At 65.4% G+C, this 22,078-nt stretch carries 20 protein-coding genes; 14 read left to right on the top strand and 6 right to left on the bottom strand.

Annotated features, from left to right (window positions below; all coding sequences use genetic code 11):
- Positions 1-229 precede the first annotated feature (229 nt).
- From LQ144_RS11080 to LQ144_RS11065, 4 genes are all read right to left on the bottom strand, one after another.
- Positions 230-1,423 (bottom strand): MFS transporter, encoded by a 1,194-nt coding sequence (locus LQ144_RS11080; protein WP_230118754.1) that lies wholly within the window; start codon positions 1,421-1,423, stop codon positions 230-232.
- A 149-nt stretch (positions 1,424-1,572) separates the two neighbouring features.
- On the bottom strand, positions 1,573-2,313 hold the full coding sequence (locus LQ144_RS11075; protein WP_230118753.1) for a ThuA domain-containing protein: 741 nt from the start codon (positions 2,311-2,313) through the stop codon (positions 1,573-1,575).
- 1 nt (position 2,314) lies between these two features.
- Positions 2,315-3,409, bottom strand: coding sequence for a Gfo/Idh/MocA family oxidoreductase (locus tag LQ144_RS11070; protein ID WP_230118752.1), 1,095 nt, complete (start codon positions 3,407-3,409; stop codon positions 2,315-2,317).
- 51 nt (positions 3,410-3,460) lie between these two features.
- On the bottom strand, positions 3,461-4,684 hold the full coding sequence (locus LQ144_RS11065) for an ROK family transcriptional regulator (RefSeq protein ID WP_230118751.1): 1,224 nt from the start codon (positions 4,682-4,684) through the stop codon (positions 3,461-3,463).
- 177 nt (positions 4,685-4,861) lie between these two features.
- On the opposite strand from LQ144_RS11065, the gene LQ144_RS11060 reads away from it, so the two are divergent.
- The 13 genes from LQ144_RS11060 to LQ144_RS11000 all read left to right on the top strand — a co-directional run bounded on the left by LQ144_RS11060 (position 4,862) and on the right by LQ144_RS11000 (position 17,788).
- The gene (locus tag LQ144_RS11060) at positions 4,862-5,971 is read left to right on the top strand and encodes a Gfo/Idh/MocA family oxidoreductase (RefSeq protein ID WP_230118750.1); all 1,110 of its coding nucleotides are present in this window, start codon (positions 4,862-4,864) and stop codon (positions 5,969-5,971) included.
- Positions 5,968-6,786, top strand: a complete 819-nt coding sequence (locus tag LQ144_RS11055) for a hypothetical protein (RefSeq protein ID WP_230118749.1) — start codon at positions 5,968-5,970, stop codon at positions 6,784-6,786. The genes LQ144_RS11060 and LQ144_RS11055 overlap by 4 nt, the downstream gene beginning before the upstream one ends.
- Before the next feature lie 96 nt (positions 6,787-6,882).
- On the top strand, positions 6,883-8,211 hold the full coding sequence (locus tag LQ144_RS11050) for an extracellular solute-binding protein (protein WP_230118748.1): 1,329 nt from the start codon (positions 6,883-6,885) through the stop codon (positions 8,209-8,211).
- 11 nt (positions 8,212-8,222) lie between these two features.
- On the top strand, positions 8,223-9,182 hold the full coding sequence (locus tag LQ144_RS11045; RefSeq protein WP_230118747.1) for a sugar ABC transporter permease: 960 nt from the start codon (positions 8,223-8,225) through the stop codon (positions 9,180-9,182).
- Positions 9,182-10,081: a carbohydrate ABC transporter permease gene (locus LQ144_RS11040; RefSeq protein WP_230118746.1), complete on the top strand. Its 900-nt coding sequence runs from the start codon at positions 9,182-9,184 to the stop codon at positions 10,079-10,081. The genes LQ144_RS11045 and LQ144_RS11040 overlap by 1 nt, the downstream gene beginning before the upstream one ends.
- Before the next feature lie 47 nt (positions 10,082-10,128).
- Entirely contained in the window at positions 10,129-10,878 is a 750-nt protein-coding gene (locus LQ144_RS11035; protein WP_230118745.1) for a sugar phosphate isomerase/epimerase, read from the top strand.
- Positions 10,875-11,993: a Gfo/Idh/MocA family oxidoreductase gene (locus tag LQ144_RS11030; protein ID WP_230118744.1), complete on the top strand. Its 1,119-nt coding sequence runs from the start codon at positions 10,875-10,877 to the stop codon at positions 11,991-11,993. The genes LQ144_RS11035 and LQ144_RS11030 overlap by 4 nt, the downstream gene beginning before the upstream one ends.
- Before the next feature lie 10 nt (positions 11,994-12,003).
- The gene (locus LQ144_RS11025; RefSeq protein ID WP_230118743.1) at positions 12,004-13,218 is read left to right on the top strand and encodes a Gfo/Idh/MocA family oxidoreductase; all 1,215 of its coding nucleotides are present in this window, start codon (positions 12,004-12,006) and stop codon (positions 13,216-13,218) included.
- A gap of 1 nt (position 13,219) precedes the next feature.
- Complete coding sequence (locus LQ144_RS11020) at positions 13,220-14,221, top strand: sugar phosphate isomerase/epimerase family protein (protein WP_230118742.1); 1,002 nt, start codon at positions 13,220-13,222, stop codon at positions 14,219-14,221.
- Positions 14,222-14,226: 5 nt separating this feature from the next.
- The gene (locus LQ144_RS11015) at positions 14,227-15,147 is read left to right on the top strand and encodes a DUF1080 domain-containing protein (protein ID WP_230118741.1); all 921 of its coding nucleotides are present in this window, start codon (positions 14,227-14,229) and stop codon (positions 15,145-15,147) included.
- Entirely contained in the window at positions 15,144-16,034 is an 891-nt protein-coding gene (locus tag LQ144_RS11010) for a biopolymer transporter Tol (protein ID WP_230118740.1), read from the top strand. Before LQ144_RS11015 ends, LQ144_RS11010 begins: the two co-directional genes overlap by 4 nt.
- 4 nt (positions 16,035-16,038) lie before the next feature.
- The gene (locus LQ144_RS11005) at positions 16,039-17,076 is read left to right on the top strand and encodes a Gfo/Idh/MocA family oxidoreductase (protein ID WP_230118739.1); all 1,038 of its coding nucleotides are present in this window, start codon (positions 16,039-16,041) and stop codon (positions 17,074-17,076) included.
- Between the two features lie 178 nt (positions 17,077-17,254).
- Positions 17,255-17,788, top strand: coding sequence for a GNAT family N-acetyltransferase (locus tag LQ144_RS11000; RefSeq protein WP_230118759.1), 534 nt, complete (start codon positions 17,255-17,257; stop codon positions 17,786-17,788).
- Here the strand turns inward: LQ144_RS11000 and LQ144_RS10995 are convergent, their stop codons facing one another.
- Together LQ144_RS10995 and LQ144_RS10990 are read right to left on the bottom strand one after the other, a co-directional pair.
- Positions 17,789-19,921 carry a glycogen debranching N-terminal domain-containing protein gene (locus LQ144_RS10995; RefSeq protein ID WP_230118738.1) on the bottom strand — a complete coding sequence of 711 codons (2,133 nt, stop codon included), beginning with the start codon at positions 19,919-19,921 and terminating at the stop codon, positions 17,789-17,791.
- Between the two features lie 42 nt (positions 19,922-19,963).
- Entirely contained in the window at positions 19,964-21,076 is a 1,113-nt protein-coding gene (locus tag LQ144_RS10990) for a glycosyltransferase family 4 protein (protein ID WP_230118737.1), read from the bottom strand.
- Between the two features lie 254 nt (positions 21,077-21,330).
- Here LQ144_RS10990 and LQ144_RS10985 point away from each other — a divergent pair, with 254 nt between their 5' ends.
- Positions 21,331-22,056, top strand: coding sequence for a DsbA family oxidoreductase (locus LQ144_RS10985; protein WP_230118736.1), 726 nt, complete (start codon positions 21,331-21,333; stop codon positions 22,054-22,056).
- The last annotated feature ends 22 nt before the right edge of the window (positions 22,057-22,078 follow it).

Here is a 22,078-nt window from a genome sequence, read left to right as displayed (position 1 = left end):
ACCGCGAAAAATGCATCCTTCTGATCCTGCGAGTACCACCCGGATCCTGATGAATCACCGCTTAAACGAACCACGGTCGTTGCAACTCCCAAAAGTCGGGGTGTTGCAACGACCGCTAGAACCCAAGCGGGGGGTTAAGTGTTCGTTCGCGCTTTTGCGTGGAGGGCTTAGGTGTTCGTTCGCGCTGAGGGGTTTTAGAGCGGGGCAGGGGCGCGACGGCGGGTGGTGCCTAGCGCTGTTTCGGCACCTTGCGCACTGACAGCGTTGTTCCCAGGATGAACGCCAGCACCGAACCCAGGATCAGCAGCAGCGGGAGGGACCACGTGCCGGAGATGCTGTGGACGTAGCCCACGACAGTCGGGGCCGCCGCGGCGAAGCAGTAGCCCACACCCTGGACGACCGCTGACATCCGGCCGGCCGAGACCTGGTCGCGGGCCAGCTTGATGATGGCGATGAAGATGACCGTGATGCCGCCGCCCTGGGCCGCGCCGCCGAGGGAAGACCATAGCCACCACAGCTGGGGCGCCGCCAGCAGTCCCAACGGCACGCTCAGCCACATGGCACCCAGGGTGAGGGCAACCGCCGTCGTGCTGGCAAAGCGCGCCACCATCGGAACCCCAAGGCCGCCCGCGATCGCAAGAATCTGGAAGAGCGACGACCCCGCGCCGGCGGCAGCCGGCGCCATCCCCAGTTCGTCAGCGAGCAACGTGGGCAGCCAGGCCGTGACGCCGTAGTAGGAGATGGCCTGGCCGGCGAAACCGACGGTCAGGCCCACGGTAATCCAGCGTGAAGGGGGGCGGCCGCTGGCTGGCGGCCCACCGGAGCCGTCGTCGGCGGCGGGTACCAATGACCCGCGGCCGGCGGCGGGCACCCAGAAAGCTATTGCGGCGACAGCGAACAACGCGCTGGCGGCCAGTGCCGGGCGCCAGCCCCACAGTTCGGCGAGGGGCGCCGTGACCACCGAGGTGAGGAAGGACCCGATGTTGAGGGCCGCGGTATAGATGCCCATTGCGGTGCCCTGCCGGCGGGAGGAAAAGTCACGCCGGATGATCAGCGGCACCGCGATATTGCCCACCGTGATGGCCACGCCCAGGATCACCGTCCCGAGCATCACCAGCACGCCGCCGCCGGCGGACCGGACGATGACCCCTGCCAGGACTCCAAGAAGGGTCAGCGTGATGGCCACCTCTGCGCCCAGCCTGCGCGCCGCCAGCGACGCCAGGGGCGCAGCGAGCGAAAAGCACAGCACCGGGATTCCGGTGAGCAGACCCAGTTCCACGGGCGAAAAGCCGAGATCCTGCTGCATTGGACCCACCACGGGTGCGACCGCCACGAACGGTCCCCGCATGTTAAGGGCGATGAGTCCTATGCAGGCGAGGAGAACCCAGCTGCCGGGGACCCTGGAGCCCAGGCGGGCCCTCACAGTGCGGCCCGGGCTGGCGGCAGGAAAAAGCCAAGCGGTTTCATCACTTCATTGCTATCACGGCGGGCTTATGTCGAAAGAATAAAAGTCGGCGGGCCGGGTCACATCGCTGCGCTCCGGCCCGCCAGGACATGGTCGTCAGTGCTCAGTTACAGGTACCAGTCCCGCGACGCGTTGCTCACTCCCGGCGCTTCCCGGAACTGCTTCGGCTGCGCCACCCAGCCCACCGCGTTGGCGATCACCTGCCGGATCTGGGGCTGGTGATAGACGGGGTACTCCTGGTCCCCCGGGCTGAAGTAGAAGATCCGGCCCTTGCCCCGGGAGAACGTCACCCCCGAGCGGAAGACTTCGCCGCCTTCAAAGGAGCTGATGAAGATGAGGTCATCCGGATCCGGGATGTCGAAGAGCTCGCCGTACATCTCCTGCTTCGGAATCACCATGGGGCTTTCCACACCGGCGGCAATCGGATGCGAAGGCTTGACGGTCCACACGAGTTCGCGTTCGCCGTCGTTGCGCCACTTAAGCGAGCAGGTGGTGCCCAGCAGCGCGGTGAAGATCTTCGAGAAGTGGCCGGAATGGAGGACGATGAGCCCCATGCCGCCCAGTACGTGGCGCTGCACGCGCTCGACCACCTCGTCGCTGACGTCATCGTGGGCCACGTGGCCCCACCACAGCAGCACGTCGGTCGCGGCCAGGGTCTCCTCCGAGAGTCCGTGCTCCGGGTCTGCCAGCGTGGCCGTGGTGATGCCGGAGTCCGGGTAGAAACCCTTCAGCCCGTCCGCGATGGCGCCGTGGATGCCGCTGGGGTACATCTCGGCCATAGTTTCAGGCTGGTTGCGGGATTCGTGGACGCCTTCGTTCCAGACCAGGATGTTGAGTTTGTCAGTCATGTCAGAGCCTCACTTCGCGCTGTTCGAGGGCGGACTTGTAGCAGGCATCGAGCACCAGCGCGCGGCTCAGCGCGAGTGAGCCGTCGTGGGCGCCCCACTCGGTCTCACCTCCGCGGACGGCGGTGACAAAGTCCTCCACCACTGCGTCGTGCGCGCGGCCCTGCTCCGCCACCACCTCGTAGTCCGCGTTCTCGCCGTCCTTCTCCTTGAAGATCCGCAGGCCTGCGACGGGGGCATTGGAGGCCCCGACGGCGCGCAGTTCCGCTCCGCCGTCGGTACCGTAAACCGTGAAGTCCAGCAGGTCATCCTCCTCCCGGTACGCCGCCCAGCCGGCCTCGAGGATCAGCGTGCCGCCGCCCTCCAGTCGGATGAACGCCGACGCGAAGTCTTCAACTTCGAACTTGTGGGCGGACTGCATGGCGGTGTACCGGGCGTTTCCGCCGAGGCCGCGGGGGCCCAGCTCGGAGTGCGTGGAGGCCGAGACAGACAGCACTTTCGGTTCACCCAGCAGGTGCAGCGAGTAGTCCAGGACGTGCACGCCGATGTCCGCGAGGGGGCCGCCGCCCGCCAGCGCAGGGTTCGTGAACCAGCTGCCCAGCATCGGGATCCCCTGGCGGCGGAGCCAGGATGCCTTGGCGTAGTACGGCCGGCCGAGTTCGCCGTCGTCGATGATGCCTTTCAGCTTCTGGATATCGCCCCGGCGGCGGTGGTTGAAGGCGACGTCCAGGACGCGGCCGGCCTTGCGAGCAGCCTCGACCATACTCCGGCCCTCTTCGCCGTTGCGGGCCAGCGGCTTTTCGCTCAGGACGTGCAGTCCGCGCTCAAGCGCCGCAATGGCAATCGGTGCGTGCAGGAACGTGGGCACGGCGACGCTGACGGCGTCGAGTCCTTCGAACCCGATCAGGTCCTCCCAGCGGGCGAACGTGTGGGGAATGCCGTACTCGTCCTTGAGGCTGCCCAGGAGGTCCGCCTCCTGGGCGGCAACGGCCACGAGCTCCACGCCGTCAATATTCTTGTAGGCCTTGATGTGCTGTTGACCGGCCCATCCGATCCCCACAACGCCGACCTTCAGGGGTGCGGGCTGCTGATTGCTCACGTTTCATGCCTCCGTTTCACTTCAGTCTGAATGTCGGTCTGGCTGTTCCGACTACCCCGTAGCCTGCAGCGTGGCCTCGATGACCGCCGGGGACAGCACATGCTGGGTAACCATCTGGCTCGCACCCAGTACCGCAGCCTGGTCTCCAGCCATGGACAGGCCGATGCGCAGGTGCGTGGTGGCAAGGGGCAGGGATCTCCGGTAAACAACTTCGCGCACGCCTGCCATGAGATGCTCGCCGGCCTGGCCAAGGCTGCCTCCGATCACAATGACGGAAGGGTTGAGCAGGTTCACCACCGTGGCTAGCACGTCGCCGACGTCCCGGCCTGCCTGGCGCAGCGCCTGGATGGCCGGCAGGTTGCCCGCGGCCACCAGGCGAAGCACGTCCCCTCCGTTTTCAGCCTTGAGCCCCTGCGCCGCCAGCGAAAGGGCCACCGCCGGGCCGGATGCCAGCGCCTCAAGGCAGCCGTAATTGCCGCACCGGCACAGCACCTCGTCGCCCCTGGGAACCCGCACATGGCCAAGGTCCCCGGCCGTGCCGTTGGCGCCGCGCTGCAATTCACCGCTGCTGATGATGCCGGCGCCGATGCCCGTGGCCACCTTGATGAACAGGAAATTGTCGTGCTCAGGCCAGTGGGCGGTGCGTTCGCCCAGCGCCATGATGTTGACGTCGTTGTCCACCAGTACCGGAACAGGCAGCGAGCGCTGGACATAGCGGACCACGTCAAACCCGTCCCAGCCCGGCATGATGGGGGGCTTCACCGGCATCCCGGTGGCGTGTTCCACGGGGCCTGGCAGCCCGATGCCAATGCCGGCAAGGTCCCCCGGCGCCCGTCCCGTCTCCGTGAGCAGCGACGTGGCCTCGGCGATAATCCGCCCCAGCACGGCCTCCGGCCCCTCGGCCACATCCTGGGCCAGCCGCCGCTCCGTAAGAATGTTCCCGCCGAGGTCGGTGACCGCAATGATCACGTGCGTCGCCCCGACGTCGACAGCCAGCACTGCCCGCGCGGCCGGCTTGAAGGCAAACCGCGACGGCGGCCGGCCGCCGCTCGACGTCGCCTCACCCGCCGGGCCCACGAGCCCGGAGGAGATCAGGGCGTCAATGCGGGAAGCCACGGTTGAACGGGCAAGCCCGGTGGTCAGGGCCAGTTCCGCCCGCGTTCGCGCCTTGCCGTCGCGGAGGAGCTGAAACAGGTCGCCGGCGCGGGACAGACTGCCGACGCCGTCGGCAGTAGTCAGCTCCGCTGTGTTGCCTGTACCCGTTCGTGGACTCATGGATCCTTGATAGCACGATTGCTTCTGGGTGTCACACACCAGAAAGATTGTCGGAGACTTTCCGACTTTTGCTTGACGATCGACAAAAGTAGTTCTAGCTTTGGCTGTGAGCCCCGTCACCAAGCATTCGCGGACAGGGGCATGCAGTGTTCCAGCGATTACAAAGAGGTAATAATCTTGTCGAGCGAACAACAGGCATCACGGGCGCCGCTTGGTGTCGGAATTCTGGGCGCAGGGCCTGTCACCCAGGCAATTCACCTCCCGTCGCTGGCCAGGCTCCGCGACATTCTTGAGGTGCGCCACATCATGGATGTCGATCTGGCCGTGGCCGAATCAGTTGCCGGCAGGGTGGGGGCACACTTCAGCACCAGCATGGAAGAACTCCTCGCCGATCCCGATGTGGACATCGTTGCCATCTGCAGCCCGCACCAGTTCCACGCGGCGCAGGTGATCGCCAGCTGCCGGGCCGGCAAGAAGGCGGTGCTGTGCGAAAAGCCCTTCGCCATGAGTGGCGAGGAAGCAGCCGGCATTTCCGCCGTTTCAGCCGAAACCGGCGTTCCCATCATCGTCGGCGCCATGCACACCTTCGATCCGGGCTGGCTGGCGGCCGAGGAGGCCTGGGAGGATCTCCCTGAGAAGGTCCACACGATCCGGTCCTCCATCGTCCTGCCGCCCAATCCGCGCTTTGAGGACTTCGCCACGGAGATCGTCGGCCGGGTTCCAATGCCGGATCGCGACTCAACTGACCCCGAAGTCATCAAGGCCATGCTCAAGGGCGGAGTGATGGGCCTGGCCATCCACGATCTTCCCCTGGTTCGCCGTTTCACCCGCGACTTTGCCTCCGTGGAAGTCCTGCACGCGGAGATCGCCCGACCCTTCGGCTATGTCATCTCCCTGCGGGCCGGGGATGTCACCATCGAACTGCGTGCCGCCATGAACGCCACCTGGGAACCGTCCTGGGTATTCGAGGCCATCGGCAATGACGCGGCACTGAAGATCGACTTCACCCCGTCCTATGTTCACGCAGGCTCCGCTACAGCCCAGATCCGGAAAGCCGGGCAGACCACGGTCCTGGGCCCCTTCGGCCACAACGGCTACGAGGGCGAATGGCGCAAGCTGGCTGAGCTGGCGCGGGGAACGGGCCGGCCGCCATCTGCCGAGACGCTCATCCATGACCTTGAGTTCGCGCTGGCAATCGCCGAGTCGGCCGCAAGCCGGTTTGATACAGCCCGGGTTGATGCCGGCACAGCCAGCGGGACCACCGCAGATGAGGAGATCAACGCATGACCACGCAGCTGTCCGTATCCGCGGATCCGCAGGCCGAAGCGTCAGGTGCGGTCTCCGCCGTCGTTGCTTCCCTCCCCCTGTCTTTTGCCACGGCGGCAGGAACGCCCGATGCCGGCACACCGGATGTCGTCGCCGTTGCCGGTCATGCAGGGTGGGCCGAACGCGCCGCCGAAGCGATCCGCAGCGGCGCCAAGGGCGTTGTGGTCTCCGCGCCGGTGGCTGAGGACCTTGCCGGGCTGACCGCTACGGCACCCGCCGCGGGGTCCGTCGTTGTGCTTGACCAGCAGTGGGCCGGAAACGTAGCGCTGGTCGGCACGAACGTCCGCGGCGCGATTGCCGGCGCAATCAATGAGGCCGTACTGCTGGACTCGGTTGCCGTGGCGCCGCCCGGAACGGATCCCCTGCACCTGCTGACCGAACACCTCGCCGTCATCTTGCAATGCGGGATTGACCTGCAGGACGTGAGGCTGATCCAGCGCAGCGGGAACGGCTACACCGTGGCTGGAGTCCTTGCCGGTGGAGTGCCTGCAGCGCTCCAGGGCATCATCACGTCGGCGCTGCCTTCCACGGCCAGCGTTTCGATTCTCACGTCAGCGGGACGCGCCGACGTCGTGCTGCCGGACCCGGCAGCAGCCTGGCCGGCCGAAGTCCGCATGGTAACGGCAGAAGGGGCGACGACGCTTCCCACACTGTACGAGTCATCCCACCGGACCACCTGGTCGAGGGTCCACTCGCATCTGTCTTCCGGAACCCCCGCTAACGATCTGGCGCGGTTCATGGCAGTTACTTCGCTCCTTAGCCAACTCAACAGCTAGTCAGCACCACCAGCATTCCAATTCCAGAGTCACTATCCGCTCATTGTCGAGAAGGGGCCGGGCATTCACTTAGCCCGGACCTGAAAGGAAACCATCGTGTCTACCAAATCCTCCATTGCATCCTCCGCCTTTTCGCGCCGGGGATTCCTTGGCTTCGCCGCCGCCGCGGCCTCCGTTCCGCTCCTGGCCGCCTGTGGCGGCGGCTCGGCCTCCCAGGGCGGCGGCGGGGGCAACGGCGTCATCAAGTTCTGGGACATGCCGTGGGCCACCCCGGCCTACAACGACGCCGCCAAGAAGCTCGTTGACGGATATTCACCGGCCTCGGGCAATCTGAAGGCCAGCTACCAGACCATCCAGTGGAACAACTTTTACCAGACCTTCTCTTCGGCCATCGCGTCCAAGACCGGGCCTGCAGTGTCCACCGGCGGCGGTTTCCAGGCCTTCCAGTTCGAGAAGCAGGGCCAGATCGCCTACGCCGACAAGGTGGTCGATGAGCTCAAGAAAAACGGCCAGTTCGATGATTTCCTGCCGGGCGTGCTCGAACCGTTCAAGTCCGACAAGGGTTACGTGGCCGTCCCGTGGCAGCTGGACATGCGCGTGTTCTGGTACCGCAAGTCGCTGTTCGAGAAGGCTGGCGTGGAGGTGCCCAAGGACTGGGCTTCCCTGCTTGAGGCCGGCAAGGCGCTCAAGAATATCGGCGCCTTTGGCTTCGCCACCGGCTCCGGCGCAGGCAACAACATCGGCAACCACTCGATGATCATGATGATGGTCAACAACGGCGGAGGGGTGTTCACCAAGGACGGCGAGCTCGACGTCATGAACGACCGCAACGTCGAAGCCATCGAGTTCCTCCTCGAACTGGTCTCCAACGGGATTATTGACCCGGCCTCAGTGAGCTACACCACCGATAACCTCAACGCCATGTGGAAGAACAAGAAGGCCGCCTTCGGTCCATACGTCCTGGGCGTCCCAGAGCGCGTTGGCGACACATCCGGTGACATTGTGGTGGCCAGCCCCATCGCCGGCCCGCACGGCGACAAGCACGGCCTGGTCTTCCCGAACAACATCATGATGTACACGAACACCCCCTCGCAGGCTTCCTCGGAGGCGTTCCTGGTCCACTACATGGGCCAGCTCAAGGAACTGTGGCGGCAGAAGCTGATGAACGCGCTTCCTGTCTTCAAGTCCATCACCGAACTCCCCGAGTTCGCCAGCGACCCGAACAACGTCAAGATCGTGAAGGAATGGCAGCCCATCGCCAAGACCTTTGCCTCCCAGGGGACCGTGCTGAACGACAACCTCGCCGTCCTCGACGGCGGCCAGGCGCTCAACCAGTTCACCCAGACCATCCTTACCGGCAAGACTGACGCCAAGTCCGCGCTGCAGGCCTTCGAGTCCGGCCTTAAATCAGTCATAAAGAAGTAAGCGGTCCTCCCATGTCAGTGACTACAGCACAGAACGGCCTGAGCCGGGCCCGCCGGGGAGTTGCCCCCGGCGGGCCCGGAGGACCGGCCAACCGCAAGAGCAGACTCAGCGCGCAGACCAGCCGGACATTCTTCTGGCTCCTGCTGCCCTCGGTGATCCTTCTCGTCCTCATCCACGGCTACCCGCTCGTGTACGCGGGCATCCAGGCCACGCACGACGGCTCCCTGATCTCCACCGGCAACTTCGTCGGCGCCGACAACTTCGCCAATGTCCTGGGCTCCGATGCCTTCTGGAAAGCCGCCCGATTCACCCTGATGTTCACGATCGTCGGAGTGTTCGGCTCCTGGCTCGTCGGCCTGGGACTGGCCCTCCTGCTGCGCACCAAGATCCCCGCCGGCGGAACGTTCAAGGTCCTCCTGCTCCTGCCCTGGGTGGTCCCGATCGTAGTGTCCTCCACCGCCTGGAACTGGCTCGTCGCCACGCCGGACAGCCTGATCCCGTCACTGTTCAGGAACCTGGGACTGGGCACCCCGCTCTTCCTCGCGGACCCGACCCTCGCCGCCGTCACCGTCATGGTTTTCAAAGTCTGGGTCAGCTTCCCGTTCATGATGATGATGATTTCAGCGGCCCTGGCCTCCGTTGACACCACCGTCTACGAAGCCGCCAGCATGGACGGCGCCACCCGCTGGCAGCAGTTCAGCCAGATCACCCTGCCGCTGATCGCGAGGTCCACCTACATCAGCTGGATCCTGATGACCATCTTCTGCGTCAATGACTTCCCCACCATCTACCTGCTCACCGGCGGCGGTCCCGTGGACGCCACCACCTCCCTCGTGGTCCTTGCCTACCGAAGCGTCTTCCAGGACTTCCAGACCGGACCCGGCGTCGCCATCGCCTTCCTCATGACCATGACGCTGGTGGTCATCTCCGTTCTCCTGTACCGCCAGATCCGAAAGTCGAGCGTCGAATAATGAGCGCAGTAGTCCACGCCCATCCCGAAACCGGCCCGGTCCTCGGCGTCGCCGACACCGGCCCCGTCAAAAACCGAAGTGTCCTTTCCGAAGCAGGGCACCGCAACCAATGGTGGCGGTTCGTCCTGATCCTGGCCATCACCGCGATCGTTCTCGTCCCCATCATGGTCACGGTCGTGCTCGCCTTCACACCGGGTCCGAACAGCACCTCAACCGGATTCACGCTGGAGAACTTCGGCTCCGTGTTCTCCGAAACCCTCGCGGCCACCTGGCTGCAGAACAGCCTCATCACCACGCTCAGCACCGTGATCGTCTCGGTAGCCGTCGCCGCACCCGCCGGCTACGTCCTGTCCCGGGGCCGCAGCAAAGCCGTCTCCGGCTACTCCCTGCTCCTGTTCGTCATGCAGTCGCTGCCGATCATCACCTCGGTGGTGCCGCTGTTCATCCTGTTCGCCGGGATGGGCCTGGTGGACAACCTCATGGGCCTGACCATCATCTACGTCGGCTCCACCATGACCGTGGCCACGTGGATGATGGCCGCCTACTTCGACTCCATCCCCATCAGCCTCGAAGAAGCGTCCTGGATCGACGGCTGCTCCGTCTTCGGCTCCTTCACCAAGGTGGTGCTCCGCAACTCCCTGCCGGGCATCCTCTCCACCGCGATCTTCGCCTTCCTGCTGGCCTGGAACGACTACCTCGTAGCCATCGTGTTCCTGCGCTCCACGGAGATCTTCACCCTCCCCATGGGCGTGCAGTCCTTCTTCCAGCAGAACCAGACAGACTGGACCTCCGTCATGGCCCTCGCCGTGATCATGATGCTCCCGCCAGTGATCGTCTTCGCCACCCTGAACAAGTACTTCAGCGTCGGCGGCATCGGCGGATCCCTCGCCGGCCGCTAGGCCCTGACCCATTTTCGAGAACAATCCAACTCCCGCAAAGGAACGACATGTCTTATTCACTCCAGCTGTACACCCTGCGCAATGCCATGCAGGAGGACCTGCCCGGCACCATCAGAAAGGTAGCCGAGATCGGCTTTACCCAGGTTGAGCCCTACAACTTCGTGGCCACGGCCAAGGAACTTGGTGCAGCGCTGAAGGAAAACGGCCTGACCGCCCCGTCCGGCCACGCTCCCCTGCTCAGCCAGGACCAGGACGAAATCTTTGCCGCCGCCAAGGAGCTGGGCATCAGCACCGTCATTGACCCCTACCTGCCGGCAGAACACTGGCAGTCGGCCGAGGACATCCAGGGCACCGCAGCCAAGCTCAACGCCGCAGCCAAGAAGGGCGCCGAATACGGCATCCGCGTGGGCTACCACAACCACGCCTGGGAACTGGAGTCCACCATCGAAGGCCAGACCGCCCTGGAGTACTTCGCAGGGCTGCTCGACCCCGAGCTGGTCCTGGAAGTAGACACCTACTGGGTCGCCGTGGGCGGCCAGGACCCCGTGGCCGTGCTTGAGCGCCTCGGTGACAGAGTGAAGTTCATCCACATCAAGGACGGGCCCCTCAGCACCGACACCAAGGCCCAGCAGCCGGCCGGCCAGGGGAAGATCGCCGTGTGGGACGTTATCGGCGCGGCCAAATCCCTGGAAGTGGGTGTCGTGGAATTTGACGACTATTCCGGTGACATCTTCGACGGCATCGCCCAGAGCCTCGCCTTCCTGAACACCGCGGCAAGCGAAGGCGCGCGCGCATGAGCGGCGCAGCTTCGCGCCGGGGGCCGGTCGGCGTCGCCGTCATCGGCGCCGGTGTCATCAGCAAGCAGTACCTGGACAACCTCACGGTCTTCCCGGACCTGAAGGTCCACATCATTGCCGACCTCTTCGAGGAGGCCGCCGAGGCGCGGGCGAAGGAATACGGCATCCCCGAATGGGGCGGGGTGGATGCGGCACTGAACCACCCCGACGTCGAGATCATCGTCAACCTCACGATCCCCGCAGCCCATGTTGAAGTGGCCACGGCCGCCGTCAACGCGGGCAAGCACGTCTGGACGGAAAAGCCGTTCTCGCTGGACCGCGAATCCGGGCTGGGACTGCTCAAGGCAGCAGACGCGGCCGGGCTGCGGCTTGGCTGCGCCCCGGACACCTTCCTCGGCGCCGGCCTCCAGACGGCACGGCGGCTGATCGAGCGCGGCGACATCGGCACTCCGCTGACAGCCATGACCACCTTCCAGACCCCGGGACCGGAATCCTGGCACCCGAATCCGGCGTTCCTCTTCCAGTACGGTGCCGGACCGCTGTTCGACATGGGCCCGTACTACCTCACGGCCCTGGTACAGACCTTCGGCGCCATCCGGAAGGTGGCCGCCGTCGGCTCCAAGGCCAAGGAAGTCCGCGTCATCGGCTCCGGCCCGAAGGCCGGCGAGGAATTCACCGTCGAGGTCCCCACCCACGTCAGCGCCATGGCCCAGTTCGAGGGCGGCCAGTCCTCGCACAGCGTCTTCAGCTTCGAGTCCCCGCGCCTGCGGATGGGATTCGTGGAGATCACCGGCACAGAGGCCACCATCTCGCTCCCGGACCCCAACTTCTTCGACGGCGCCGTGCGGCTCTGGCGTGCGGGAGACGAGGACTGGACCACCATCCCGGCCACCGGTCCGGCCAACGGCCGCGGCATGGGCGTGCTGGACATGGCCCGGTCCATCCGAGCGGGAGTCCCGCACCGCGCCACCGGCAACCTCGCCTACCACGTTCTGGACACCATGGTCTCAATCTCAGAGTCGATGGAATCGGGAACCTTCGTGGATGTCGAAAGCTCAGCGCCCGCGTCCGCAGCCCTCCCCGAGGACTGGAACCCCACCGCACCCACACTTTAGGAACAGTGCAATGACTTCCCAAGAATCCCAAGGAACGCGACCGGGAACCAGGACTCTGGGCGTGGCGATGATCGGGTACGCGTTCATGGGCAAGGCCCACTCCAATGCCTGGCGGAACGTGGCCAGCTTCTTCGATGTCCCGGCCTTCGAGCAGAAAGTCCTCGTGGGCCGGGACGCCGGCCAGGTGGCGGCGGCCGCGGCCAAGTATGGGTGGGCGGAGTCCGCCACAGACTGGCGCACGGTCTTGGAGCGGGACGACATCCACATCGTCGATATCTGCGCGCCCGGCTGGATGCACGCCGAGATCGCCATCGCTGCGCTCGAGGCCGGCAAGCACGTGCTCGTGGAGAAGCCGCTGGCCAACACCCTGGCCGAGGCAGAGGCCATGACCCACGCCGCCCGGGCCGCGAGGGAACGCGGCGTGCAATCGATGATCGGCTTCAACTACCGCCGTGTCCCCGCCCTGGCACTGGCCCGTGAGCTTATCGCCGAGGGCCGGCTTGGACGGGTCCGGCACGTCCGGGCAGCCTATCTGCAGGACTGGCTCGTGGATCCGGAGTCGCCGATGACCTGGCGCCTGAACAAGGAAACGGCAGGATCCGGCGCCCTGGGCGACATCGCCTCCCACGCGATCGACCAGGTGCTCTTCCTCCTCGGCGACGCCGTGACCGAGGTATCCGGCCGCATGCACACGTTCACCACCCAGCGGCCGGGTGCCCACGGCATGGAAGAGGTGACGGTCGACGACGCCGCCTGGGCCACGCTGTCCCTCGCCTCGGGGGCCATCGCCTCGGTTGAAGTCTCGAGGGTGGCGACAGGCAGGAAGAACTCCCTGACGCTGGAGATCTACGGCGACAGTGGGACCATTCTGTTTGATCTTGAGTCTCTGAATGAACTCGGATATTTGGATGCCAGCGCTCCGATCCGGGAACAGGGCTTCCGCCGCATCCTCGTCAATGAACCAGAGCACCCCTATCTGGCCGCGTGGTGGCCCCAGGGGCACACCATCGGCTGGGAGCACACGTTCACCCACGAAATCCGGGACTTCCTCGCCGCGATAGCAACAGGGACCGCGCCGTCCCCGTCGTTTGAAGACGGCCTCACCGTCCAGCGTGTCCTGAACGCCGTCGAAGAGTCCTCGGCCGCGAAAAGTGCCATCATCCAACTCATCCCGCCCACCGGCGCGACGGCATCCGCTGCCGCCCCGGTCACCGAAGGAGCCTGACATGCCCCGCCCGTATACCCTGTTCACCGGCCAGTGGGCCGACCTGCCCTTCGAGGAAGTTGCCCGGCTCGCGTCCGGATGGGGCTATGACGGCCTGGAAATCGCCGTGTCCGGGGACCACCTGGATGCCTGGCGCTGGGACGAGCCCGGCTATGTCGAGTCCAAGCTCGCGCTCCTGGAGAAATACAACCTGAAGGTCTGGGCCATCTCCAACCATCTCAAGGGCCAGGCTGTGTGCGATGACCCCATCGACTTCCGCCATGAAGCCATCGTCGGCTCGAAGGTGTGGGGCGACGGCGACCCCGAAGGCGTCCGCCAGCGCGCCGCGGAGGAAATGAAGCACACCGCCCGGCTCGCCAAGGCCCTCGGTGTGGACACCGTCGTCGGGTTCACCGGCTCCTCCATCTGGCAGTACGTCGCGATGTTCCCGCCGGTTCCGGAAAAGGTCATCGAGGCCGGCTACCAGGACTTCGCCGACCGCTGGAACCCCATCCTGGACGTCTTCGACGACTGCGGAGTCCGCTTCGCCCACGAAGTCCATCCTTCCGAGATCGCCTACGACTACTGGACCACCGTCCGGACCCTCGAAGCGATCGGGCACCGCGAGGCGTTCGGCCTGAACTGGGATCCGTCCCACTTCATGTGGCAGGGCATCGACCCCGTCTCCTTCATCTGGGACTTCAAGGACCGGATCTACCACGTGGACTGCAAGGACACCAAGCTCCGCCCCACCGGCCGGAACACCGTCATGGGCTCGCACCTTCCCTGGGGCGACCCCCGCCGCGGCTGGGACTTCGTCTCCGCCGGACGCGGCGACGTCCCCTGGGAATCCTCCTTCCGCGCCCTCACCGCGATCGGCTACACCGGCCCCATTTCCGTCGAGTGGGAAGACGCCGGCATGGACCGCCTCCACGGCGCCCCCGAAGCCCTCGCCGCGCTCAAGAAGTTCGATTTCCCCGCCTCCCAAACATCCTTCGACGCCGCCTTCAGCAGCAAGGACTAGCGGAGGTGGGTTTTCCCAACACGGCTCCGGCAGGCCCGCCGGACACTGCCTCTGAGGCTGAAGCGCCCGACGGCGGTGGGTACTTTCCGCTGTTCGACGGCGTCAGCCTGTCCGGCTGGCGCACTGTGCCCCGCGTCTACGGCACGGAATACCCGGGTGGTCCGAGCATCCTGGAGCTGTTCGACCGCCGCGGCCTGGCGCGGCCGGCGGAACCCGAGAAGCACGCGGCTCACTGGTTCGTGGAGGACGGAGTCCTGGTGGGCGAGCAAGACTCCCCCGGCAGCGGGTACGGCGGCTACCTGGTCAGCGAGCAGGCGTTCGGCGACTTCGAGCTCGTACTGGAAATGCGCCCCGACTGGCCGGCCGACACGGGCGTCATGATCCGGCGCCGGCCAGACACGTGGGAGGGTTTCCAGGTCTTGGTGGACCACAGGCCGTCCGGCGGCATCCGCGGATTCTTCGGCAACGGACTCGCAAGCTTTTCCGCCGTGCCGTTCGCGATCGATGCCGCGCGGGATGCCGACGGCCGCCCGGTCGGCTTGATTGCCGACGATCCCGCCACCTCGGTGGAACCCGTCACCGAAGACAAACGTGCCCGGCTGAAATACGCGGCCGACGTCGAGGATTTCCTCAAAGTGTGGCGCTGGGACGACTGGAACGAGCTTAGGATCCGCTGCGTAGGAACACTGCCGGTCATCACCACCTGGGTCAACGGCCTCAAGGTCGCCGAACTGGACACCGCCAGCCTTGACTCGCCCAACTACGATCCCGACGCTGTCCTTGGAGTGCTCAGCGAGCGCGGCCACATCGCGCTCGAAGTGCACGACAATGACGCCATGTTCGGCGAAGCCCGCTGGGGCAAGGGCGCACAGTGCCGGTGGCGGAACATCAGGATCAAGGATCTTACGAAAGAAGAAGCAAGGTGATCCGCACGCTCCAACCCGGCCAGCGCTGCGAGGTATGGGCCGCCTCGGTCTCCGGAGAATCCGCGCTGGTGTACTCAACGGAGGACGTTCTCCTGGAGGCACCGAACTGGACCCTCGACGGCGGTTCACTCGTCCTCAATGGCGACGGGAAGCTCTGGAAGCTGGACGTCGCCGGCGCGTCGCTGACAGGAGTGCCTCTCACCGGCGTCCCGGACCTCAACAATGACCACGTCCTGGACCCGGACGGCACCGGCATCTACCTCTCGGCGAATGATGGCCACATCTACCGTGCCGAGCTCAGTGGCGGCCAGGCCGAGCGCATCACCAAGGACGACGGATCCTTCCACTTCCTCCACGGGGTGAGCCCGGACGGCCAAGAGCTTGCCTACGTCGGTATCGAGGCGGGCGACTTCACCCAACCTGGCAGGCTGATGACCATCCCGGCCGACGGCGGCGCCACCGCCAGCGTCAATGTCGGCAGCGGCCACTGTGACGGACCGGAGTATTCCCCGGACGGAAAGTGGCTCTATCTGAACACGGAGTCCTTTACCTCTCTCCCGGGCCACGCCCAGCTTGCCCGTGTGCAGGTTGACGGGAGCGGGTTCGAGCGCCTCCTGGAGTCTGACACCGTCGACTGGTTTCCGCACGTCTCTCCCGACGGGCGCTTTGCCAGCTACATCCGGTTCCCCCGCGGAACCGAAGGCCACCCCGCCGACTTGCCTGTCGCCGTCGTACTTGTCTCCACCGGTGACTGGGCAACGCCGCTGCACACGTGGCCCCTTTTCGGTGGCCAGGGTACCCTCAACGTCACGAGCTGGTCGCCGGACTCTGAGCGCTTTGCGTTCGTGGCGTACCCGCTCTCTAGCTCAGATTCAACAAAGGACTAATCACGTGGCCAACTACAGCAACGGCACCTCTGACGGACAAATCCGTTGGGGAATCCTCGGCACCGGATTCATCGCCGGTCTGCAAACGCAGGACCTGATCGACAACGGTTTTACTGTCCAGGCTGTCGGCTCCCGCACGGTGGAATCGAGCAAGTCATTCAGCGACAAGTTCCACATTCCCACTGCCCACGAAGGCTACGAAGCGCTGGTTGAGGATCCGGACGTTGACGTGGTTTACGTTGCCACCCCGCACACTTTCCACCATGCCCACGCTCTCCTCGCCCTGAACGCCGGCAAACACGTGCTGGTCGAGAAGCCGTTCACCATGAACGCCCGCGAAGCGCAGGAGATCGTGGCGCTGGCCGAGGCCAAGGGCCTTGTGGTCCTGGAGGCCATGTGGAGCCGATTCCTCCCCCACATGGCCCGAATCCGCGAGATCATTGCCGAGGGCACGCTCGGCGAAGTCCGCAAGCTGGTGGCCAGCCACAATCAAAACCTGCCGAAGGATCCTGCGCACAGGCTGAACGACCCCGCGCTGGGCGGCGGAGCGCTGCTGGACCTGGGCATCTACCCGGTTTCGTTCGCTTTCGACGTGTTCGGCACTCCGTCCGCCGTTCGGGCAAGTGCCTCGATGACAACCACGGGCGTGGACCGCCAGACTGCGGCAATCTTTGAGTACGCACAAGGACAGCAGGCCCTCGTGGACTGTGAGCTGGATGCCGCCGGAGCGAACCGGGCAGTGGTTATCGGGACGGAGGGTTGGATCGACATCGAGTCCACTTGGTACAACCCCACGCCTTTCACTGTGTATGACACGCGCGGAAATGTTGTGGAGAGGTTCGACCAGCCCGTCAAGAGCCGGGGGATGCAGTACCAGGCGGTTGAGCTGGAACGCCTGGTCCGGGAAGGCTCCACTGCCGGTACCACTCTCCCGCCGAACGAGAGCGTGGCGGTGATGGCCGCGATGGACGAGATCCGCCGCCAGATCGGGCTTAGCTACGACGCCGATGCCGTGCCGGAAGGGACAGTCTCGAATGACTGACACCGTCTCGCCGCGGATCGCTGAACTGCGGCAGCACGAGGAAGAACTCGTTTTCGCGAGTTTTGACCACCACGATGCGTGGCGCCTCGGCTCTCTCATCGCCGACCATGCGATTGCCGAGGGCCATGGCGTGGCGATCGAGCATACCTGTACAAGACACTCTCGTCGGAGGACCTGCATGACGCACACTATCCGCAAGGCGGCCGCGGACGACGCCGGGCGGCTGGCCGAGCTGGCTGCCGTCACCTTTCCGCTGGCATGCCCGCCCGGATCATCGCGTGAGGACATCGCTGCCCACCTCGCCAACACACTCAGCGAGCGCCACTTCCGTGCGTACCTCGCCGATCCCGCGGTGACGGTCCTGGTCATTGATGCCGGCGAAGACCTCCGCGGCTACAGCCTGCTCGTGGACCGGCCAACCTCCGATCCGGGCGTGGCCTCCGCGCTCAATGCCCTCCCGTCGGTCGAGCTCAGCAAATGCTATGTGCACCCGGACCATCACGGTCTCGGCGCCGCGGCCGAACTCATGCACGCGAGCCTCGAGTCCGCCGCAGGTACTGGGGCCGCCGGGATGTGGCTCGGCGTCAACAGCGAGAACGCCAAGGCGATCCGGTTCTACGAAAAGTCCGGTTTCCGGAAGGTGGGAACCAAGTCATTTCAGCTGGGCAGCACCGTGGAACATGACTTCGTGATGGAGCGCAGGCTGGGATAGCTAACCGCCAAGGTCACTGTTAAGGGGCGGACGCGGCTCCTTCCGGAGCTTCAGTTCGGGAGGCAACCCCTCCACGCTCCCCTCCCCCCTATGGGCCCGGATGGTGATCCTGGAGCGGCCCAAGAGGACGTTTTCTGCCCGGACATCGCCGAGCTCGGCCGGCAGTATGGGCGCCAGGTGCAGGACATTCCGCGTGAAGTCTGGGTCAAAGCGCAAAAGAATCCGGGCCAACTGCACCGGAGCGGCTGCTGCCCACGCCTGCGGGGAGCAGGCTGTGGGGTACGGCACCGGCTCCGGGAAGTCACTCCGGTCAAAACCGCAGAACAGCTCCGGCAGCTGTCCGTCGAAATGCGCGGCGGCGGCAAAAAGCCCGCCCGCGACCCGGCGGGCCTCGTCCACGAAGCCGTAGCGCATGAGCCCGGTGGCCACCAGTGCCGTATCGTGCGGCCAGACGGAGCCGTTGTGGTAGCTGACAGGGTTGTAGGCGCCCATATCCGAGGCCAGTGTCCTGATGCCCCACCCCGTAAACATCTCCGGCGACATGAGTCGCTCGGCGACCATGGGCGCCTTGTCCTCATCGACTATTCCTACCCAGAGGCAGTGGCCCATGTTTGATGCGCACGAGTCCACCGCCTGCTTGTCCTTGTCCAGCGCGATGGCGAAATACCCCTTGTCGGGCAGCCAAAACCGCTCGTTGAACGACGCCTTCACGGTGGCAGCACGCTCGGCCCAGTGGTGTTCCAATGACGAGTCCCCGGCCCAGCGGGCCAGCAGCGACCGGCCCACGTAGGCGGAGTAGACGTAACCCTGGACCTCGCACAGTGCGATGGGTGGCTCAGCCATCCTGCCGTCGGCGAAATTAATCCCGTCCCACGAGTCCTTCCACCCCTGGTTCAACAATCCGTGGGGGTTGGGCCTCAGGTACTCCACGAAGCCGTCGCCGTCGCGGTCCCCGAAGTGCTCGATCCAGTCCAAGGCACGGTCCGCATGCGGCAGCAGCGAACCGATGATGTCCTCGCCCAGTCCCCAACGGCTGAGCTCACTCAGCACGGCCACAAACAGCGGGGTGGCGTCGGCCGTGCCGTAGTAGGAGGTACCCCCCAGCGCCAGGCCGGCATTGACGCCAAACCGCACTTCATGGGGGATCCGGCCGGGTTCCTCCTCCGAATCGGGGTCCACCTTCGTGCCTTGAATTTCGGCCAGGGTTTGCAGCGTCCCGGCGGCCAGGCCGGGGTCCACGAGCAGGGCCATGTAGGAGGAAAGCAGTGAATCCCGGCCGAAGAGCGCCATGAACCATGGGGCACCGGCGGCGACCGCCACCCTCCCCGAGTGTGCGGCATCAAAAATCCGCAGGGACCCCAGATCGCTCTGGCTGCGGCTCAGCACGTGCTGAACATTCCAGTCGGTGACGGTAATGCGCGGTACGTGTTCCGCCCACGCGATATGCCGCTGCACACCCGTCCGTTGGTGGGGCGAGGCCGTTTCGCTGAACGGTTCATCGGGCCCCTTTCCGTTGATCAGCGGCACCACGATGACGCTCGTGGACCACTGCCCCCGGGGCGGGATCTCCACCCGGAATGTCAGTGCATCCTCCCGCACGTGCGCGGCGGCTGCTCGGAGAACCGTGCCCCGGCGCTGGCCGTTGCGCTCGGCCTCGATAAGGAGCTCCCCGTCATGGACGCTCCTGCGAACGACAGCCCCGGTCGTCACCCTGGCGCCTTTGACGTCGAAGAGATCGGCCATGTCGGAATCGAGGCTAAGTTCGATGTCACACACGGCTGCCTCGCCAGAGTAATTGCGGATCGTGATGTCGTCCCGCAGCCCGGGGCCCACGTGCCGTTGCTGCTGAACCACCAACGGGCTGTCAAACCTCCCGTCCGCCCACCGGGCCCGCCCTACGAACGTCGCCTGGAAAGCGGTGGGCGTCCTGGCTACCAGCGGTTCCCGGAGTGCTCCGTTGACGCGGAGCATCCAGCGGGAAACGATCCTGGTGTCCTGGTAGAAAACGCCTTGCGTTCCACCCGTCACAATGTCTCCGCTGTCGGACGAGATGCAAAACGACGATCCTTCTACGACTGTCACCGCGCCTGCTTCCGAGGGACCTGCCTCCGTATCGGAGTTCCACGCATTCACGGGCTGCTTCCTTTCCTACGGGCAGTTGCGGCAATGCAAGACTCAGATTCCAGCAGGCCCTCGATTTTCTACTCCGCGCCCCAGGGGATCCCGCATCTGATTCTCGTGCACCGCCCCCGGATCCGGAACCCCGAAAGACTGCCCCTGCTCCAGAACGCTGGCGAACAGCTCCAAATGATCAGCAACCATGCGGGCAGAACTGAAGCGCTCCGCTACAGAGGCCCGGCAAGCTTCCCGGCTGAGTGAGGCCACGCCCAGCAGAAGCGCCGGCAGTTCCGCCAAGGAAGCCAGAAACCCGGTGACACCGTGGTCCACGACCTCCGGAGCCGAGCCAACCGGAGTGCCCACTACCGGTGTCCCCGTGGCCAGGGATTCGATCATGACCAGGCCGAACGGTTCCGGCCACTGGATGGGATTTAGGAATGCGACGGCGTTGCCCATGAGCGCGTACTTTTCGTCGTCCGTGATCTCCCCCATGAAGTCCTCGTTGGGGCCCAAGAGGGGCTTCACGACTTCCCGGTAAAACCGCAACTCATCGGGTTCGCGCATCTTTGCCGCGATGCGCAGGGGAATTTCTGCCTTCCGGGCAATAGCGATTGCTTCAACCAAGCCCTTGTCCGGGCACACCCGCCCCACAAAGCACGCGTAGCCCCCCTTGCCGGTGCCCGTGGGGACCGTGGACAGGTCCAGCCCGTGGTGGATTACCCGTGCGATCGGCACGTCCGGCGCATGCGTGACCTGATCGCGGGAAATGGCGATGATGCTGGCGGTCCTCCCAACGGCCCGGTAGATGTCCGCCGCTGCGGGCGTCAGCCGGCCGTGGATCGTCGTCACGACCGGGACAGAGGAGGGGCGATGGGCGTACAGCGGACCGGCCATCGTGTGGTCGTGGATCAGGTCCACACCCCGCATGCCCTGGTACGCCCGTATCACGTGGCTGAGCTCCGAAAGGGTGGACCCCAGCTCGGCAGGTTCCGAAACCCTCATCCCCGAAACACGCGGGACCGGGCATTCGCTGTCGGAGGGAACAGCCAGCAACACCTCGTGCCCCGCAGCCGCAAAACCACGGGCAAGGCTGTCCACCACCCTCTCGGTGCCGCCGTAAGAGGGCGGAGGAACGGGAATCCAGGGTCCCGCAATAAGTCCTATCCGCATTCCCCGGCCTCCCAGGTGACAGAGCAGACGGCCCCGCACAATGGCTGCGGCGCCGTCCTCGGCGCATCGGGGCAGAACTAACGATGGCGTTCGGATGAAGAGCATCCGACGGCTGACTTCATAACCTACGTCAAACGATATTGTCCGCAGTGACGCCGGGCAAGGCTGGTAACTGAAGCTGTGCGCTGTGCGCTGTGGCCAAGCCAACAGTGCACGGCAGGAATGCCAGCGCGTGGGTTCAGGTTGTGGCAAGCATGAAGATTGAAATCTGGTCAGACGTCGCGTGTCCGTGGTGCTACATCGGCAAGCGCCGTTTCGAGGCCGCCCTGGCCGAGTTCCCGCACCGCGATGCCGTGGAGGTGCAGTGGCGGAGCTACCAGCTTGACCCTTCCCTGCCCGAGCACTACGACGGCACCGAGCTCGACTACCTCAGTACTCGCAAGGGCATGGCCCCGGCGCAGGTCTCACAGATGTTTGACCATGTGGCAGCTGAGGCCCGAGGCGAGGGGCTCAACTACCGGTTCGACGCCGTCGTGGTTGCCAACAGCTTCACTGCCCACCGGCTCATCCACCTGGCCGCCGCTCACGGGAAGCAGGATGCCGCCAAGGAGCGGCTCCTCAGCGACCACTTCGAACACGGCAAGGACATCGGCAGCCGCGAATACCTCACCGTCCTCGGCCGGGAGCTGGGCCTGGACGCCGTCGACGTCGCGGAGCTGTTCACTTCCGACAAGTACGCCGACGACGTGCGGCACGACTTTGCCGAAGCGCGCGCCCTGGGCATCAGCGGCGTCCCGTTCTTCGTCATCGACCGCAAGTTCGGGCTCTCCGGCGCCCAGCCGTCCGCAACGTTCAGCATGGCGCTGGAGCAGGCGTGGCAGGAATCGCATCCGCTGGTGATGGTCGCGGCCGACGCCGGGACCAAGGACGCCGGCGCAAACGGCGGCGAGGCATGCGGTCCAGACGGCTGCGCCGTCTGATTCTCGGATTGTTCGGGTGTCG

This window comes from Arthrobacter sp. Bi83, from assembly GCF_918698095.1.
In the GTDB taxonomy this organism is placed as follows: Bacteria; Actinomycetota; Actinomycetes; order Actinomycetales; family Micrococcaceae; genus Arthrobacter.
The sequence above is the reverse complement of the archived record's forward strand: the minus strand, read 5'-3'. Positions and strand labels throughout refer to the sequence as shown.

Bases quoted from the DNA above. Each gene is read 5' to 3' on its own strand.
- LQ144_RS11040 (WP_230118746.1), top strand. From the start codon at position 9,182: ATGAGCGCAGTAGTCCACGCCCATCCCGAAACCGGCCCGGTCCTCGGC.
- LQ144_RS11000 (WP_230118759.1), top strand. From the start codon at position 17,255: ATGACGCACACTATCCGCAAGGCGGCCGCGGACGACGCCGGGCGGCTG.
- LQ144_RS11065 (WP_230118751.1), bottom strand. From the start codon at position 4,684: ATGAGTCCACGAACGGGTACAGGCAACACAGCGGAGCTGACTACTGCC.
- LQ144_RS11035 (WP_230118745.1), top strand. From the start codon at position 10,129: ATGTCTTATTCACTCCAGCTGTACACCCTGCGCAATGCCATGCAGGAG.
- LQ144_RS11055 (WP_230118749.1), top strand. From the start codon at position 5,968: ATGACCACGCAGCTGTCCGTATCCGCGGATCCGCAGGCCGAAGCGTCA.
- LQ144_RS10990 (WP_230118737.1), bottom strand. From the start codon at position 21,076: ATGCGGATAGGACTTATTGCGGGACCCTGGATTCCCGTTCCTCCGCCC.
- LQ144_RS11075 (WP_230118753.1), bottom strand. From the start codon at position 2,313: ATGACTGACAAACTCAACATCCTGGTCTGGAACGAAGGCGTCCACGAA.
- LQ144_RS10985 (WP_230118736.1), top strand. From the start codon at position 21,331: ATGAAGATTGAAATCTGGTCAGACGTCGCGTGTCCGTGGTGCTACATC.
- LQ144_RS11030 (WP_230118744.1), top strand. From the start codon at position 10,875: ATGAGCGGCGCAGCTTCGCGCCGGGGGCCGGTCGGCGTCGCCGTCATC.
- LQ144_RS11045 (WP_230118747.1), top strand. From the start codon at position 8,223: ATGTCAGTGACTACAGCACAGAACGGCCTGAGCCGGGCCCGCCGGGGA.
- LQ144_RS11025 (WP_230118743.1), top strand. From the start codon at position 12,004: ATGACTTCCCAAGAATCCCAAGGAACGCGACCGGGAACCAGGACTCTG.
- LQ144_RS11020 (WP_230118742.1), top strand. From the start codon at position 13,220: ATGCCCCGCCCGTATACCCTGTTCACCGGCCAGTGGGCCGACCTGCCC.